Raw genomic sequence first — 14,399 nt, forward strand, 5'->3', positions numbered from 1 at the left:
GCATGTTCGAACGTTTCACGGCCGCCGCGCGGGAGAGCGTCACCGGGGCCCAGGCGCAGGCCAGAGAGCTGCACCACGCCTACATCGGCACCGAGCACCTGCTGCTCTCACTGCTGGCGGCACGGGACCGGCCGCCCGCGCGGGTGCTGAACGAGCTGGGCCTCGACCACGCGGGGGCGGTCGCGGCGGTCAGGCGCCTGGCCGGCTCCGACGACCTGGACGCCGCCGCGCTCGGCACCATCGGCATCGACCTCGCGGCGGTCCGGGAGAAGGTCGAGGCCACCTTCGGCCCCGGCGCGCTCGACCGCCCCGGAGGCCGCCGCAAGGGGTTCGCCCGGCACATCCCCTTCACCCCCGCGGCCAAGAAGGCCCTCGAACTGTCCCTGCGCGAGGCCATCCGGCTCAAGCACAATCACATCGCCGACGGCCACATCATGCTCGGCCTGATCCGCGAGGACGACGGCATGGCCATGCGGATCATCACTGAGGCCGGCATCTCCGGCGAGACCCTGCGGGACCGGATGACTCCACTGCTGATGTGAAATGTCGGTCGGGGTTGATAGAAGTAGGACATGGGTGTGAGCGTCGATGAGTTCCTGGCGATGGTGGAACGCCTGCCGGAGGTCACCCTCGCCGACGGCGGCGAGTGGACCTCCGTCAAGGTGACAGACCGGGGCTTCTGCTTCCTCTGGGAGAAGACCGAGACCGTCGGCGTGAAGGCCACCATCACCGAGCAGCTCGCGCTGGTCGCCGAACGGCCCGACGTCTTCGAGGTGCAGTTCACGGCGGGTCAGTTCGGCTGGGTCGTGGTCCACCTGCCCAAGATCACGCTCACCGAGCTGTCCGAGCTGGTCACCGAGGCATGGTGCCTGACCGCCCCGCAGCGCCTGCTCGACGCCCACGAGAGCCGCCTGGTGGCCGAGGTCACATCGGCCACCGCCGCCCCCATACCCCCCTGACGTATTGACCGCGTATTGACCGTCAGTGCAGGCCGTGGACCACCGCGTGCCCCTTGCCCCGGCCGATGATCCACTTGTTCACCGGGGTGGTCACCACGAAGGCGACCAGCAACGCGAAGGCCAGCGCCCCCCAGAACAGTCCAGTGGTGAGCCCGGCGTCCATCGCCCCGGGCACCAGCAGCATGACCCCGTTGTCCACGATCTCCATGACGATGATCGACACGGTGTCGGCGGCGAAGGCCAGCTTCACCGCCCTGCGCAGATCCACTCCCGCCCTGCGCAGCCCCACGATCGTCATCAGGTACCCGAAGAAGAACGCCAGCACGACGGCCAGTACGATCGTCGGCGCGTTGTGCCAGCCCAGCGCGGTACCGATCACCATCCCCAGCACCTCACCGATCGCACACCCGGTAAGGCAGTGCAACGTCGCCGACGCCGCCATCTTCCACGTCACCGTGTGCCCGTGCTGATGCGCGTGCGCGTGTTCGGCCATCTCAGAACTCCAGGGGGATTTCGATCATATACGGTAGGGGGGTATAGCGCAGACATTACTACGCCTTACCCCCGTGATCGCAAGTTCCCGCAAGCACGACAATCGAGCGACGACGCTCAGCGATCGATGCGATACTTTGTGCGACGGCGATCGCACGAGTCGAACGGGGTATGCCATGGTCATGACCTCCAGGCAAGTTCACCGGGATACCAGGACGGCCGATTCCGTCGAAGTCGAAAGCGAGTCCGCCCCCCAGCAGGCGCCCGAGGAGCGGCCGAAGATCGACCGGATGCCGACGACCGTCCGGGAGTTCGTCGAGTGGCTGCCCGAACTGCCGGCCCTGCGCGTCGAGGTCGTCAACGGAAGGGTCATCGTGAGTCCCCGTGGCAATCCCCGGCAGTCCTGGATCATCGGTCAACTTGTGCGAACGCTCGGGCCGCTCGCCGACGAGCGTGACTGGCTGGTCTGGCCTGAGCTCGACGTGTGCATGGCCTGGACTCGCGAACCGCTGGTCCCCGACTTCGCGATGGGGCCCAAGGACGCGCCCACCTGGGGAGACAGTGAGATCATCTCAAATGGCCTGATCATGGTCGCCGAAGTGGTCTCCCGGTCCAGCACCCGCGAAGACCGTGAAGACAAGCCGCTCATCTACGCCAGGGGCGGCGTGCCGCTCTACCTCGTGGTCGATCCTGAGGCCGAGCCGCAGACCATGAGCGTGTGGAGCGACCCCACCGACGATGGCTACCGCACGGTCACGCGAGTGAAGATGGGCGAGGAACTCCCCATTCCGGAACCGGTGGGCGCGGTGCTCGACACATCGGTCTTCGCCGGGGCGTAGCCGAATCAGGCTCGTACGGCGTCGTGGACGGCGGGGATGACTTCTTTCGCCAGGGCTTCGGCCTGGGTCTCAAGGTCGGGGCCGAGGGGGGACAGGCTGAAGGCGGTGAAGCCGAGGTCGGTGAGGGCGGCCAGGCGGGTGGCCACCTCTTTTGCGGAGCCCTCGACGACCCAGGGCTCGCCGGTCGGGTCGCCGCCCACTTTGACCTGGATGTGGTAGGCGCAGGTGATGGCGGACGAGTCGCGGGGAGCCAGGGCGCCCGATCGTCGTCGTCGGGCAGGAAGCCGCCGCCCAGCACCACCCGTGCGTCGTGGGCGAGCCGCGCGGGCGGCGGGGTGCCGTCGAAGGCGGGCACGATGTCCACGGTGGCTCCTGCCCCGGTGAGCCACTCCTCGAATCGCCCGATCCCGCTCGACGGGTCGTTCCGCACGACCAGCACGCGTGTGCCTCTGTCGACCATCGACCCACCCTAGGGCCACCGCGTTCCCGCCGGGGCTCACCCGGCGAAGAACTCCAGCAGTTCGGGCGCGAGGGCCTCGGCGCTCACATTGTGGGCCTGGCCGGGAAGGACCCGGTGGGACGCGCCGGGGATCAGCGCGGCCACGGCCCGGCCCGCCGAGGTCATCCAGGCGGCGCTCTCGGCGCCGTTGAGGACCAGCGTGGGCTGGCGCACGGCGGCGAGCCCGCCGGGCAGCGCGTTGCCGGGCCCGAGCACCGCGGCCTCGTAGGCGAGGGTGCGGGCGATCGCCTCGGCCGCCGCCCAGAACGGCTCGCCGCGCATCGCGGCCACCGCCTCCGCTGGCACCTCGGCCGCCCGCACCATGAACACTTCCACCGCGTCCGCGGGCCGTCCCTCGTCCACGAGCGCGGTGAGCCGCGCCGCGAAGTCGTCCGGCAGGTACGGCGCGCTCGCGTCCACGTGGTACGGCGGCTCCCACACGGCCACCCTGGTGATCGCCGGGTCGCACAGCGCCGCCGTGAGGGCCAGCGCGCCGCCCGACGAGCCGCCGAACACCATCGCCGTGCCGCCCACCTCGGCGATCAGCGCGGCCAGGTCCTCCACCTCGCGCTGCACCGCGTAGGGCAGGGTGTCCCCGCTGTCGCCGCGCCCGCGCCGGTCGTAGTTCACCACGGTGAACCACGGGGCCAGGGCGGCGGCCACCCCGGCCAGGACGGGGTGCTCGCGGCCGGTGAACGCGCCGTTCACCAGGATGAGCGCGGGGCCGGAGCCGTACCGGTCGTAGGCGATGCGGGTGCCGTCGGCCGAGGTGACGGCAGCGGTCCGCACTACACCAGGCACAGCACCTCCCAGTGGTGACCGTCGATGTCGGCGAACCCGCGCTGGTAGCGGCCGTGGGCCTCCCGGGCCTCGCCGATCGGCTCGGCGCCCGCCACGGCGGCCTTCTTGGCCAGGGCGTCGACTTCCGCACGGCTCTCCACGGCGATGACCACGATGGCCTGGGTGGCGGCGCGCGGGTCGGCCACCGCGTTGCGGGAGAAACCGGCGAACGTCGGCTCGGCGACCAGGAAGACCTGGCACCGGTCGTTGATGACGACGGAGGCCATGTCATCGGTCATGCCGTGGAACTGGAAGCCCACCTCGGTGAAGAACGTCTTGGCGCGGCCGAGGTCCTTGACCGGAAGGTTGAGGAACATCGTGTACGACATCGTTCGCATCCTTTGATCGCTGATCGGATGCCTCAAGTATCTTGATCACCCATCGGCGGAGCTTGTCATCTCGCGCCGCCCCGCTTGGCATTGCGCGCCAGGGGGCGTCAGCGCACTCCCGCGCGGCGGAACTCCGTGGGCGGTACGCCGTACGCCTGGCGGAAGGCGCGGCTGAAGCCCGCCGGGTCGGGCAGCCCCCAGCGGGCGCCGACGCCGCTCACCGGCATCGCCCGCATCGCCGGGTCGGCGAGGTCCTGACGGCAGCGCTCCAGCCTGCGGTGCCGGATCCAGGCCGCGACCGTGGTCTCCTCCTCCTGGAACAACCGGTGCAACCGGCGCACCGAGATGTGGTTCCCGGCCGCCACGACCTCCGGGTTCAGGTCAGGGTCGCCGAGATGCCTTTCGATGAAGGCGCGCACCTCCAGCAGCAGCACCCGCCGCGACTCGCCGGGCGGTGGATCCGCCGGTTCGGCGCGCTCGGCCACGGCGGCGGTGATCAGGTCGGTGACCACCATGGCCAGCCGCGCCGCCCCTTCCGGCCGGTAGGTCTCGAAGTCGGCGGCGACCCGGCGGAGCAGCGGCCCGGCCAGCGCGGCGGCCCCGGACTCGGGCGCGAACGGCGTCGCGGTGAGCCGGGCGAGGCTGCCCGGGGGCAGGGCCAGCGCGTCGTGCGGGACGCTGAACACCGCGAGCCGTACGGCCGACTCGTAGGCCAGGTCGTAGGGCCGGGTGAAGTCGTAGAAGGCGAACTCGCCTGGCCTGAGCCGGGCGTCCCGGTCGTCCTGGGCCACGATCGGGCTGCCGGAGACCGCCAGCACCACCCGGTACAGCTCCGGGGCGTCTCCGCGGATCAGGCCGCGCGTGCGGTGCACGCTGTGCGGGGTGGTGGTGCGCACCCGGCCGACGGCGAGCGGCCCGAGCCGCCCGCCGTCGATCTGCCCGGACAGCGGGCGCCCCTGGGCGATCCGCAGGTCGAGCGGCCCGAGCGTGTCGCACACGACGGCCCGCCACGCGTCGTGCCGCGAGGCGGCCGGGACGTCGCTCGTGCGGATGAGAACGGCCATGCGGTGAACCCTCTACGACCTCATGTCGATGCTCGGCGGCGCCCTGACCCGGGCGAGGTACAGATCCGCCCATCACCCCCGAATCCGCCTATGCTAACCGGCCCTCCGGTACTCCGGCGATCAGTACTCCAGGTCGCCTCCGGGCGCGGCCGGGGTCTTCTCGCGCTCCGGCTTCTCGGCGACGACGGCCTCGGTGGTGAGGAACAGCGCCGCGATCGACGCGGCGTTGCGCAGCGCCGAGCGGGTCACCTTGGCCGGGTCGATGATGCCCGCGTCGAACAGGTCGACGTAGCGCCCGGCGGCGGCGTCGAACCCGTGCCCGGACGGCAGCGCCCGCACCCGCTCGGCCACCACGCCGCCCTCCAGCCCCGCGTTGACCGCGATCTGCTTGAGCGGCTCCTCCAGGGCACGCCGGACGATGGCCGCCCCCGTGGCCTCGTCACCCGGCAGTTCCAGCCCCTCGAACGCCCGGACGCCCGCCTGCAGCAGCGCCACGCCACCGCCGGGGACGATGCCCTCCTCGACGGCCGCCTTCGCGTTGCGAACGGCGTCCTCGATGCGGTGCTTGCGCTCCTTCAGCTCGACCTCGGTGGCCGCGCCCGCCTTGATGACGGCGACGCCACCGGCCAGCTTGGCCAGCCGCTCCTGGAGCTTCTCACGGTCGTAGTCCGAGTCGGTGTTCTCGATCTCGGCGCGGATCTGGTTCACCCGGCCGGCGATCTGCTCGGCGTCACCGGAACCGTCCACGATCGTGGTCTCGTCCTTGGTCACCACCACCCGCTTGGCCCGGCCGAGCATCTCCAGCGTGGTGTTCGGCAGGCGCAGTCCCAGTTCGTCGGAGACGACCTGGCCACCGGTGAGGACGGCCAGGTCGCCGAGCATGGCCTTGCGGCGGTCGCCGAACCCGGGAGCCTTGACCGCGACCGACCTGAACACCCCCTGCAACCGGTTGACGATCAGCGTGGCGAGCGCCTCGGTCTCGACGTCCTCGGCCACCACCAGCAGCGATCCACCGGCCCGCAGCACGGTTTCGAGCACCGGGAGCAGGTCCTGGTTCGCGCTCACCTTCCCGGCCACGAGCAGGATGTACGGTTCGTCGAGCACCGCCTCCAGACGGTCGGCGTCGGTGACGAACTGCGGGGCGATGTAGCCCTTGTCGAAGCGCATGCCCTCGGTGAGCTCAAGCTCCAGGCCGAAGGTGTTGCTCTCCTCCACGGTGATGACGCCTTCCTTGCCGACCTTGTCCATCGCCTCGGCGATGAGCGAGCCGATCTCGGAGTCGGCGGCGGAGATGGAGGCGGTGGAGGCGATCTGCTCGCGCGTCTCGACCTCCCTGGCCAGCTTGGAGAGCTCCTCGCTGACCCGCTCGACGGCGGCCTCGATGCCCTTCTTCAGCGCCATCGGGTTCGCGCCGGCCGCGACGTTGCGCAGCCCCTCGCGTACCAGCGCCTGGGCGAGCACGGTGGCGGTGGTGGTGCCGTCGCCCGCGACGTCGTCGGTCTTCTTGGCGACCTCCTTGACCAGCTCGGCGCCGATCTTCTCCCACGGGTCTTCGAGCTCGATCTCCTTGGCGATCGAGACGCCGTCGTTGGTGATCGTGGGGGCGCCCCACTTCTTCTCCAGCACGACGTTGCGACCCTTGGGACCAAGGGTCACCTTCACGGCGTCGGCGAGCTGGTTCATACCGCGTTCCAGGCCGCGTCGGGCCTGCTCGTCGAACGCGATCATCTTGGCGGCCATCGGCACTCCTGCTCCATGTCATGGGGCGGCCACGACAGCGCCCGCGACGGACGGCCTGCGGCCTCGCCGTCCCGGCCGCCCCTTTCGGCTCGCGCCCGGCCTGGACGCCGGGCAACAAGGTGCACTCTACGCATAAATTGCGCGTCACGCACTTAATGCGCCATGCGCAGTTGGCGGTAGAATCGCGATGTGAACCACGAAGAGGCCCCCGACCTGCGGGCGCGCAACAAGCAGGCCACGCGGGAGGCGATCGGCGCCGCCGCTCTGCGGCTGGCCGTCGAGCAGGGTTCGCCCCTGGTGCGGGTCTATGACATCGCGACGGAGGCGGGCGTCTCGCCTCGCACCTACAACAACTACTTCTCCAGCAGGGAAGAGGCGATCTGCGCCTTCCAGGCCGACCGGGCGCGGCGAATCGGGCAGGCGCTGCTGGCCCGCCCCGCGGGCGAACCGCTCGGCGAGGCGATCCTGGCCGCGGTGGTCGAGCACTCCTCCCCGGAGCCCGACCGGGCGGGCCTGCGGATGATCATGTCCACCCCGGCACTGGAGGGCGAGGCGCTGAAGGCGTTCACCATGGCGGAGGGGCCGCTGGCCGCCGCCGTCGCCGAACGGATCGGCGCGGATCCGGAGACGGACATGTTCTCCCATGTCCTGGCCGCGGCCATCGCGGGGGCCGTCCGGGTGGCCGGCCGGCACTGGATCAACGGCGATGGGAGCGAGTCATTCGCGACCGTGGCAGAACGGGCGGTTCGTCATATTCTGCCCGCGACTGCACCATATGATCGCTGACCAGCGGATGATCAATCTCAGCGGGGGCAGTCGGTGGACTATTCACGTGAAGCCATAGGGATATTACCGATCGCGGTCGCCGCGACGGTGGTCGTCTACCTGGTCGTCTTCTTCGTCCGGCACCGGCGGCGGCGTCCGCCGTGGCCGCGCCTGCTGGCCGAGTTCTGCCTGACCGGGGCCGTGGTGACGTTCGTCTACGTCACCCAGATCATGGCGTTCGGCAATGGCATGGGCGAGCTGCTCAACCTGGCCCCGCTGCGGTCGTTGCAGCGCGCGGCCAAGTACGGCCTGGCCAACTCCGACGGCTTCGTCCAGCTCGCGCTGAACGTGCTGATCACCGTCCCGATCGGGGCCCTGCTGCCGATCGTGTTCCCGCAGCGGTTCGGCCGGGTCCGGCGGGTGTTCCTGGCCGGGCTGGTGCTCGCCCTGGCGACCGAGGGGCTGCAGCTCGCGACCGGCCGTAACGCCGACATCGACGACGTGATCGCCAACACGGCGGGGGCCGCGCTGGGCGCGGCCCTGACCACGCTCGCGCTCGCCGTCGGCACCCAGTACCTGCGGCTGCAGCCGGGGGTGAGCGGATGGCGGGCCGCCGCGTCGGTCACGGTGGTCGTCGGCGTGATCGCGCCGTTCGCCGTCGTCACGGCGATCAACGGCGGAAACCGTCTCGGCGTCGTCTACTACGGGCACCTGCAGCCCGCGCGGGTGCTCGTGCAGGACGTGCTGCCCGTGCAGGAGGGCGAGGGCCGCCTCTACCGCTACGACTCGGGCGAGACCCAGCAGGCCGCGGCGGAGCGGCTGCGCGGACGGCTCGGCGTCCGGGGCGCCTGCGTCCCGGAGGGCGACGTGCTCCGATGCGAGGACCCGGGATCGAAGACCCTCTTCGTCTACCCGCACAACACCTGGAGCCTCGACTACGCCGGCACTCCGGGCACCGGCGACGTGCCCGACCTGAAGACCGGCGTCCCCCTGGCCGAGGAGCGCCTGAAGGAAGCCGGGATCGACGTCTCGATGCTCACCTTCAACGGCGCGGACAGCGGGTTCAAGGACGGCGATCTCCATCTCCGCTACACGAGCCGCGAGGAGGACGAGACCCGCGACCGGCTGCTGTGGGGGGCCGTCCGGATCAGTCTCGGCCCGAACGGCGCGGCCCTGGGGATCACCGACGAGCGCGTGCCGGTCGGGCTGGTCGAGACCGTCCCCACGATCTCGGCCCGCGACGCGCTCGCGATCGCCCAGGACGTCGGGGTCGGCGAGATGCCACTGACGGCGACGGTCACATCCATCACCGCCTCACACCACTTCGACCAGGAGTCCGGCTATCTGATCCCGGTGTGGAGGTTCGAGGGGACCATGCCGCAGCGGGTCGGGGACGCGATCGAGTGGCACCCCGACATCGACGCGCGGCGCGGCTGACCCGCCGGAGCGCGTTCAGCCCGGGTCACCGGGCGCGACCAGCCCGGTCTCGTACGCGAGCACCACGGCCTGCGCCCGGTCACGCAGGCCGAGCTTGGCGAAGATGCGGGTGATGTGGGTCTTCACCGTGGCCTCGCTGAGCGTCAGCGCGCCCGCCAGCTCGGCGTTGGACAGGCCCTGGCCGACGAGCGTCAGGACCTCCAGCTCCCGGGGCGTCAGCGCGGTGAGGTCCCGGTGGACGGCGGGCGCCCGCCGCCGGTCGGCGGTGGCGAACCGCTCGACCAGCCGCCGGGTGATCGACGGCGCGAGCAGCGCGTCACCCGTGCCGACCAGCCGCACGGCGGCGGCCAGGTGCTCGGCGGTGACGTCCTTGAGCAGGAACCCGCTGGCCCCGATGCTGAGCGCCGAGTAGACGTAACGGTCCAGGTCGAAGGTGGTCAGCATGATCACCCGGCAGTCCGGCGACTCGGCCAGGATCCGGCGCGCGGCCTCCAGGCCGTCCAGGTTCGGCATCCGGATGTCCATCAGCACCACGTCGGGACGCCACCGCCGCGCCTCGGCCACCGCCTCGGCCCCGTCGGCGGCCTCCGCCACGACGTCGATCCCACGGGTGGTGAGGATCAGCCGGAACCCGCTGCGGACCAGCGCCTGATCGTCCGCGATCAGCACCCGGGGGCCCGCCGTCCGGTCATCCGCCGTCTGGTGTTCCGTCATCTGGGCCTCCGCTACGGCCGGTCGAGGGGGATGCGGGCGCGGACCCGGTAGCCGCCGCCGAGCCGTCTGCGCGCGTCGAGGTCGCCGCCGTAGAGGGCGACCCGCTCACGCAGCCCGACCAGCCCGCGCCCGGCGCCGCCGGCCTGCTGCGGCGACTCCGGGGGCTGCCGGGGTGACGCGGCCGGGGTGTCGCCGGTCAGCACGCTCGGGCCGGTGGTCAGGATCTCCACCCGCAGGTAGTGGTCGGCGTACCGGACCACCACCTCCGTCTTCGCCCCGTCTCCATGCTTGAGCGCGTTGGTCAGCGCCTCCTGCACGATCCGGTAGGCGGTGACGTCGATCCCGCCGGGCAGCGGGCGCGGCTCCCCCGAGATCCGCACCTCCACCGGCAGCCCGGCGAAGGCGAACCGGTCGATCAGCGGGCTCAGCCTGCTCAGGCTCGGCTGCGGCGCCGGGCCGCCGCCGGACGGCTCGTCCTCGCCGCTCTGCGAGGGCGCGAGCACCCCGAGCAGGTGCCGCAGCTCGGTCATCGCGTCGCGCCCCGCGCCCTCGACGGCCCGCAGCGCCGCCTCGGCCTCGTGCGGCATCGTGGCCAGCACCTCCCGGGCGGCGCTCGCCTGCACGACCATCAGGCTCACGTTGTGGCTGACGATGTCGTGCAACTCCCTGGCGATGCGGGCCCGCTCGGCGTCCACGGCGGCGCGGGCGGCGCTCTCCCGCTCGCGTTCGAGCAGCCACCCCCGGTCCTCCAGCGTCCTGCGGTGCTCGCGGCGGGCCCGCGTCAAAGCCACGGCCAGCCACCCGGCGACCCCGCACGCCAGGACGGCGACCGCCCAACCCGCCGCCGACGCCCACATATCCCCATTGTCCAGAGTGCTCGGGCGCGGGCGCATCAAGCCCGGGACGCATCCCGGTACGACCCGGGTATGACTCGCCCGCCGAGCCGCACCCGGGGCTGGATGCACGGTCCCCCGCTCCGCGCCTAGCGTTCCGGACATGAGGGAAAGGGCGGAACAGGTCGTCGTCCGGCTGGACGGCGTCAGCAGGCAGTACGGCGAGACGGCCGCGCTGGACGGCGTGTCCCTGGAGATCCGCGCGGGCGAGGCCGTCGCGGTGATGGGCCCCTCCGGATGCGGCAAGTCGACCCTGCTCAACATGATCGCCGGGCTGGACCGTCCCACCGGGGGCGAGATCGTCGTGAACGGCCAGGACCTCGGCCGCCTCGGCGAGACCGGCCTCACGCTGTTCCGGCGGCGGCACATCGGGATGGTCTTCCAGTTCTTCAACCTGATCGACGACCTGCCCGCGCTGGACAACGTCGCCCTGTCCGCCCAGCTCACCGGGGTCTCGGGCCGTCAGGCCCGCAGGCGGGCCCTCGAACTGCTGGACGAGCTCGGCGTCGCCGGCCGCAAGGACGCCTACCCGGCCACGCTCAGCGGGGGCGAGCGGCAGCGGGTGGCGGTGGCCCGGGCGCTGATGAACCGGCCCGCGCTGCTGCTCGCCGACGAGCCGACCGGCGCGCTGGACAGCCGTTCCGGCGAACAGGTGATGGACCTGCTCATCGACCTCAACCAGATCGGCCAGACGCTGCTGATCGTGACCCACGATCCCGGCCTGGCCACCCGCTGCGCGAACCGCCTGATCGAGATGGCCGACGGCCGGGTCGCCCGCGAGAGCGCCCTGGAGCGGTCGTGAGGGGCGGGATGGGCCAGGCGGGCCAGGCGGGCGCGGTGTGGCGGGTCGCGCGGGCGGCGATCCGGCGGCGGGCGGCGCAGAGCGTCGTGATCGGGCTGGTCGTGCTGTTCTGCGCGATCACCACGACCCTGGCACTGGGCCTGCTGGACGCCGCGACGGCCCCGTTCGACCGGGCCTTCGCCGCGCAGCGCGGCGCGCACGCCGTGGTCGCCTTCGACACGGGCACGGCAGGTGATGAGGCGCTGGCGCGGACCGCGCGGCGGCCGGGGGTGGTCGCGGCGGCCGGGCCGTTCGACCAGGTCGTGATCGACCTGCCGAGGACCACGGACATCCCGGAGGCCGAGGGCTCGTTGCGGGTCGTCGGCAGGCCCGGCCCCGGGGGGCCGGTGGACCGCGTCGTGCCGCTGCGCGGACGCTGGGCCACCGCGCCCGGCGAGATCGTCCTCAACCTGCGCTCGGCCGAGGACTCCGGCCGGCACGGCATGCTCGGCGCGGTGCTCCGCGCGCCGGGCGTGCCGCCGCTGCGGGTGGTCGGCGTCGCCTCCAGCATGAGCCGGTCTGCGGACGCCTGGGTCACGCCCGCGCAGATGGCGGCGCTGCGCCCGTCGGGGGCGCAGATGCTCTACCGGTTCGCCGACGCGTCGAGCGAGGAGCGGGTCAGTGCCGGGGTGGCCACGGCGACCGCCGGGCTCCCGCCGGGCTCGATCACCGTCACGCAGTCGTATCTGGCGCTGCGCCGGGTCTTCTCCGGGACGGCCGCCGCCTACCTGCCGTTCATCGCGTCGTTCGGCGGCATCGGCCTGGTGGTGGCCGTGCTGATCGTGGCCAATGTGATCAGCGGCGCGGTGGTCTCAGGGGTGCGGCACATCGGAGTGCTGAAGGCCGTCGGGTTCACCCCGAACCAGGTGGTCGCGGTGTATCTGACCATGGTGACCGTCCCGGCGGTGGCGGGCTGCGCGGTGGGCACCCTGGCCGGGTGGGCGCTGACCGAGCCGGTGCTGCAGGCCGCTTTCGCCGGGATCGACATGGGCGCGGCGTCGGTCGCGGTGAGTCCCTGGGTGCCGGTCGCCTGCCTGCTCGGCATGCCGCTGATGGTGATCGTGGCCGCGCTGGTCCCGGCGCTGCGCGCGCACCGGCTGCCGGCCGCGCGGGCGATCAGCGCGGGCAGCGCGCCGCGCCCGGGCCGGGGGCTTCGCGTGCAGCGCGCGCTCGGCGGGGCTCCGCTGCCGCGCGCGGTGAGCCTGGGGCTCGGCCAGCCGTTCGCCCGGCCGGGCCGCAGCGCACTGACCATGGCGTCGGTGGTCCTGGGCGTGGCGACGGTCACCCTCACCACCGGCCTGGCCGGGACGATGATCGCCTTCGCCGAGGCGGACCGGCCGGTGAACGCCCGGATCGGCGTGCGGGCGGGCGAGGCCGCGTTCCACGAGATCACCCCCCGGCACGGCGACCGGGAGACCGAGGCGCTGCTGCGCTCGCTGCCCGGCGCGGCGGCGGTGACCGCCAAGGTCTTCGTGGCGGTGCGCTTCACCGGGCTGCCCGTGCAGGCCGACGTCAACTTCCAGCGAGGCGACGCGCCCGCCCTGGCCGCGCAGGTCGTCGAGGGACGCTGGGCGCGCGGCCCCGGCGAGCTCGTCGCCTCGCCCGGCTTCCTCCGGCAGAGCGGCCTGGCGGTGGGCGACGCGCTCACGCTGGAGCTGAACGGCAGACGGTCGCGGGCGGTCGTCGTAGGACGGCTGATGGCGGGCGAGATGCACTGGCTCTACTCCTCCTGGGCGACGCTGACCACGCTGTCGCCGAAGACCCGGGCCGATCAGTACGAGGTCGCGCTCACCCGGGGCTCGGACCCCCAGGCTTACGCCCGGGCGGTCAGGATGGCCGACCCCGGCCTCTACCCGGCGGTAACGCTTCCCGACGCCACCGCCACGACGATCATCGTCGGCTTCGCCACCGGCTGCACGGTGCTGCTCATCGTGGTCGCCGCGCTCGGCGTGTTCAACACGGTGCTGCTCAACACCCACGACCGCCGCCGCGACCTGGGCATGCTCAAGTCGATCGGGATGACGCCCCGGCAGGTCGTGGTCATGACGGTGACCTCGATGGCGGTGCTGGGCGCGGTGGGTGGGCTGCTCGGCATCCCGGCCGGGGTGGTGGGGCACCGGCTGCTCGTGGAGAACGTGGGGATAGTCACTTTCCCCGCCTATATGAAGGATGTCTGGCACCTGCCCGCGCTGGCCGCACTCGGGCTGGCGGGGGTGGCCATCGCCGTGCTGGGCGCCCTGCTGCCGGCCCGCTCGGCGGCCCGCCTCAAGATCGCCGCAGTCCTGCACAACGAATAGCTCAGCGCAGCCTGGTGGGGCGGATAGGTGGCCCTGAGAAGGCCGTCGTCCACGACTCCTGGACGGGACGCACGGCCGCCGGTCTTCGGGCCGGAAGGGACGGCGCGGGCGGCGGCTCGCGGCCGGGTAGGCGATGCGTCGGCGGCTTGGGCGAACGTGGCAGGGGCAATAGCGCGAACACGACTTTCCCGTCTTCGCCGCTGGGCGCCCACCCGTGGCTGGTCGCCAGCGCCGCCACGATTTCCAGCCCTCTTCCCTGAACCGAGTCGAATGACACCCGATCCGACGTGTACGGCAGGCGCGGATCGGAATCCCACACCTCGACCCGGAGAGTGTCGTCGAGTTCCGTGAGGCTGATCCGGATCAGTGATGCGGTAGACAGCATTTCTACCGTTTTCTGAGAGTTATCCGGAAATCCTAGGGCATGTACGGAATTGGTAACCAACTCGGAGACGACCAGCTCCGCGTCGCCCTCGAACGCCTCGTCCGCGTAGCCCCACGCGCGTAGGGTGGCCCTGGTATACGCGCGCCCGACACGAACGGCACAGGGCAGGGCGACCACCGCCAGCCTCGTACCTCGAAAAACCATCAAATCACCCAATTCCGGCGGGCCGCACACCGGGCCGCTGCGGCCAACTGCCCAACCAGATTGCCGCCCACGGGTTCGTGCTGTAAGCGTTATGGATAGAC

Annotated in this window: 16 protein-coding genes; 7 read left to right on the forward strand and 9 right to left on the reverse strand. The window is 71.9% G+C overall.

Translation table 11 applies throughout. The annotated features are described in order from the left end of the window. Positions 1-2 precede the first annotated feature (2 nt). Both P3X83_RS18790 and P3X83_RS18795 read left to right on the forward strand, forming a co-directional pair. Positions 3-542 carry a Clp protease N-terminal domain-containing protein gene (locus P3X83_RS18790; RefSeq protein ID WP_277306419.1) on the forward strand — a complete coding sequence of 180 codons (540 nt, stop codon included), beginning with the start codon at positions 3-5 and terminating at the stop codon, positions 540-542. Between the two features lie 30 nt (positions 543-572). After that, the gene (locus tag P3X83_RS18795; protein ID WP_277306420.1) at positions 573-959 is read left to right on the forward strand and encodes an MmcQ/YjbR family DNA-binding protein; all 387 of its coding nucleotides are present in this window, start codon (positions 573-575) and stop codon (positions 957-959) included. Between the two features lie 22 nt (positions 960-981). Here P3X83_RS18795 and P3X83_RS18800 read toward each other — a convergent pair whose 3' ends face one another. Continuing rightward, complete coding sequence (locus P3X83_RS18800) at positions 982-1,452, reverse strand: DUF4396 domain-containing protein (RefSeq protein WP_277306421.1); 471 nt, start codon at positions 1,450-1,452, stop codon at positions 982-984. A 181-nt stretch (positions 1,453-1,633) separates the two neighbouring features. Between P3X83_RS18800 and P3X83_RS18805 the strand changes: the two genes are divergently transcribed. Beyond that, on the forward strand, positions 1,634-2,290 hold the full coding sequence (locus P3X83_RS18805; RefSeq protein WP_277306422.1) for a Uma2 family endonuclease: 657 nt from the start codon (positions 1,634-1,636) through the stop codon (positions 2,288-2,290). A 5-nt stretch (positions 2,291-2,295) separates the two neighbouring features. On the opposite strand, the gene P3X83_RS18810 is transcribed toward P3X83_RS18805, so the two are convergent. The 5 genes from P3X83_RS18810 to groL all read right to left on the reverse strand — a co-directional run bounded on the left by P3X83_RS18810 (position 2,296) and on the right by groL (position 6,762). Further along, positions 2,296-2,490, reverse strand: coding sequence for a hypothetical protein (locus P3X83_RS18810; protein ID WP_277306423.1), 195 nt, complete (start codon positions 2,488-2,490; stop codon positions 2,296-2,298). A gap of 296 nt (positions 2,491-2,786) precedes the next feature. Further along, positions 2,787-3,590, reverse strand: a complete 804-nt coding sequence (locus P3X83_RS18815) for an alpha/beta hydrolase (RefSeq protein ID WP_277306424.1) — start codon at positions 3,588-3,590, stop codon at positions 2,787-2,789. Further along, positions 3,578-3,958: a VOC family protein gene (locus tag P3X83_RS18820; RefSeq protein WP_277306425.1), complete on the reverse strand. Its 381-nt coding sequence runs from the start codon at positions 3,956-3,958 to the stop codon at positions 3,578-3,580. The genes P3X83_RS18815 and P3X83_RS18820 overlap by 13 nt, the downstream gene beginning before the upstream one ends. A gap of 107 nt (positions 3,959-4,065) precedes the next feature. Further along, entirely contained in the window at positions 4,066-5,022 is a 957-nt protein-coding gene (locus tag P3X83_RS18825) for a helix-turn-helix domain-containing protein (RefSeq protein ID WP_277306426.1), read from the reverse strand. Between the two features lie 120 nt (positions 5,023-5,142). Next, positions 5,143-6,762: a chaperonin GroEL gene (groL, locus tag P3X83_RS18830; RefSeq protein WP_277306427.1), complete on the reverse strand. Its 1,620-nt coding sequence runs from the start codon at positions 6,760-6,762 to the stop codon at positions 5,143-5,145. A gap of 189 nt (positions 6,763-6,951) precedes the next feature. Here groL and P3X83_RS18835 point away from each other — a divergent pair, with 189 nt between their 5' ends. Further along, positions 6,952-7,548, forward strand: a complete 597-nt coding sequence (locus P3X83_RS18835; protein ID WP_277306428.1) for a TetR/AcrR family transcriptional regulator — start codon at positions 6,952-6,954, stop codon at positions 7,546-7,548. A gap of 33 nt (positions 7,549-7,581) precedes the next feature. Continuing rightward, positions 7,582-8,964 carry a VanZ family protein gene (locus tag P3X83_RS18840; RefSeq protein ID WP_277306429.1) on the forward strand — a complete coding sequence of 461 codons (1,383 nt, stop codon included), beginning with the start codon at positions 7,582-7,584 and terminating at the stop codon, positions 8,962-8,964. Positions 8,965-8,979: 15 nt separating this feature from the next. Here the strand turns inward: P3X83_RS18840 and P3X83_RS18845 are convergent, their stop codons facing one another. Together P3X83_RS18845 and P3X83_RS18850 are read right to left on the reverse strand one after the other, a co-directional pair. Continuing rightward, positions 8,980-9,678, reverse strand: coding sequence for a response regulator transcription factor (locus P3X83_RS18845; protein WP_277306430.1), 699 nt, complete (start codon positions 9,676-9,678; stop codon positions 8,980-8,982). A gap of 11 nt (positions 9,679-9,689) precedes the next feature. Next, positions 9,690-10,535, reverse strand: a complete 846-nt coding sequence (locus P3X83_RS18850; protein ID WP_277306431.1) for a histidine kinase — start codon at positions 10,533-10,535, stop codon at positions 9,690-9,692. A gap of 139 nt (positions 10,536-10,674) precedes the next feature. Between P3X83_RS18850 and P3X83_RS18855 the strand changes: the two genes are divergently transcribed. Both P3X83_RS18855 and P3X83_RS18860 read left to right on the forward strand, forming a co-directional pair. Further along, positions 10,675-11,373 carry an ABC transporter ATP-binding protein gene (locus P3X83_RS18855; protein WP_277306432.1) on the forward strand — a complete coding sequence of 233 codons (699 nt, stop codon included), beginning with the start codon at positions 10,675-10,677 and terminating at the stop codon, positions 11,371-11,373. Further along, complete coding sequence (locus P3X83_RS18860) at positions 11,370-13,709, forward strand: ABC transporter permease (RefSeq protein WP_277306433.1); 2,340 nt, start codon at positions 11,370-11,372, stop codon at positions 13,707-13,709. Before P3X83_RS18855 ends, P3X83_RS18860 begins: the two co-directional genes overlap by 4 nt. Before the next feature lies 1 nt (position 13,710). Here P3X83_RS18860 and P3X83_RS18865 read toward each other — a convergent pair whose 3' ends face one another. Further along, the gene (locus tag P3X83_RS18865) at positions 13,711-14,271 is read right to left on the reverse strand and encodes an ATP-binding protein (protein ID WP_277306434.1); all 561 of its coding nucleotides are present in this window, start codon (positions 14,269-14,271) and stop codon (positions 13,711-13,713) included. Positions 14,272-14,399: the final 128 nt, after the last annotated feature.

The organism is Spongiactinospora sp. TRM90649 (genome assembly GCF_029382225.1).
In the GTDB taxonomy this organism is placed as follows: Bacteria; Actinomycetota; Actinomycetes; order Streptosporangiales; family Streptosporangiaceae; genus Spongiactinospora.

Bases quoted from the DNA above. Each gene is read 5' to 3' on its own strand.
- P3X83_RS18805 (WP_277306422.1), top strand. From the start codon at position 1,634: ATGACCTCCAGGCAAGTTCACCGGGATACCAGGACGGCCGATTCCGTC.
- P3X83_RS18845 (WP_277306430.1), bottom strand. From the start codon at position 9,678: ATGACGGAACACCAGACGGCGGATGACCGGACGGCGGGCCCCCGGGTG.
- P3X83_RS18855 (WP_277306432.1), top strand. From the start codon at position 10,675: ATGAGGGAAAGGGCGGAACAGGTCGTCGTCCGGCTGGACGGCGTCAGC.
- P3X83_RS18800 (WP_277306421.1), bottom strand. From the start codon at position 1,452: ATGGCCGAACACGCGCACGCGCATCAGCACGGGCACACGGTGACGTGG.
- P3X83_RS18790 (WP_277306419.1), top strand. From the start codon at position 3: ATGTTCGAACGTTTCACGGCCGCCGCGCGGGAGAGCGTCACCGGGGCC.
- P3X83_RS18850 (WP_277306431.1), bottom strand. From the start codon at position 10,535: ATGTGGGCGTCGGCGGCGGGTTGGGCGGTCGCCGTCCTGGCGTGCGGG.
- P3X83_RS18795 (WP_277306420.1), top strand. From the start codon at position 573: ATGGGTGTGAGCGTCGATGAGTTCCTGGCGATGGTGGAACGCCTGCCG.
- P3X83_RS18825 (WP_277306426.1), bottom strand. From the start codon at position 5,022: ATGGCCGTTCTCATCCGCACGAGCGACGTCCCGGCCGCCTCGCGGCAC.
- P3X83_RS18820 (WP_277306425.1), bottom strand. From the start codon at position 3,958: ATGTCGTACACGATGTTCCTCAACCTTCCGGTCAAGGACCTCGGCCGC.
- groL (WP_277306427.1), bottom strand. From the start codon at position 6,762: ATGGCCGCCAAGATGATCGCGTTCGACGAGCAGGCCCGACGCGGCCTG.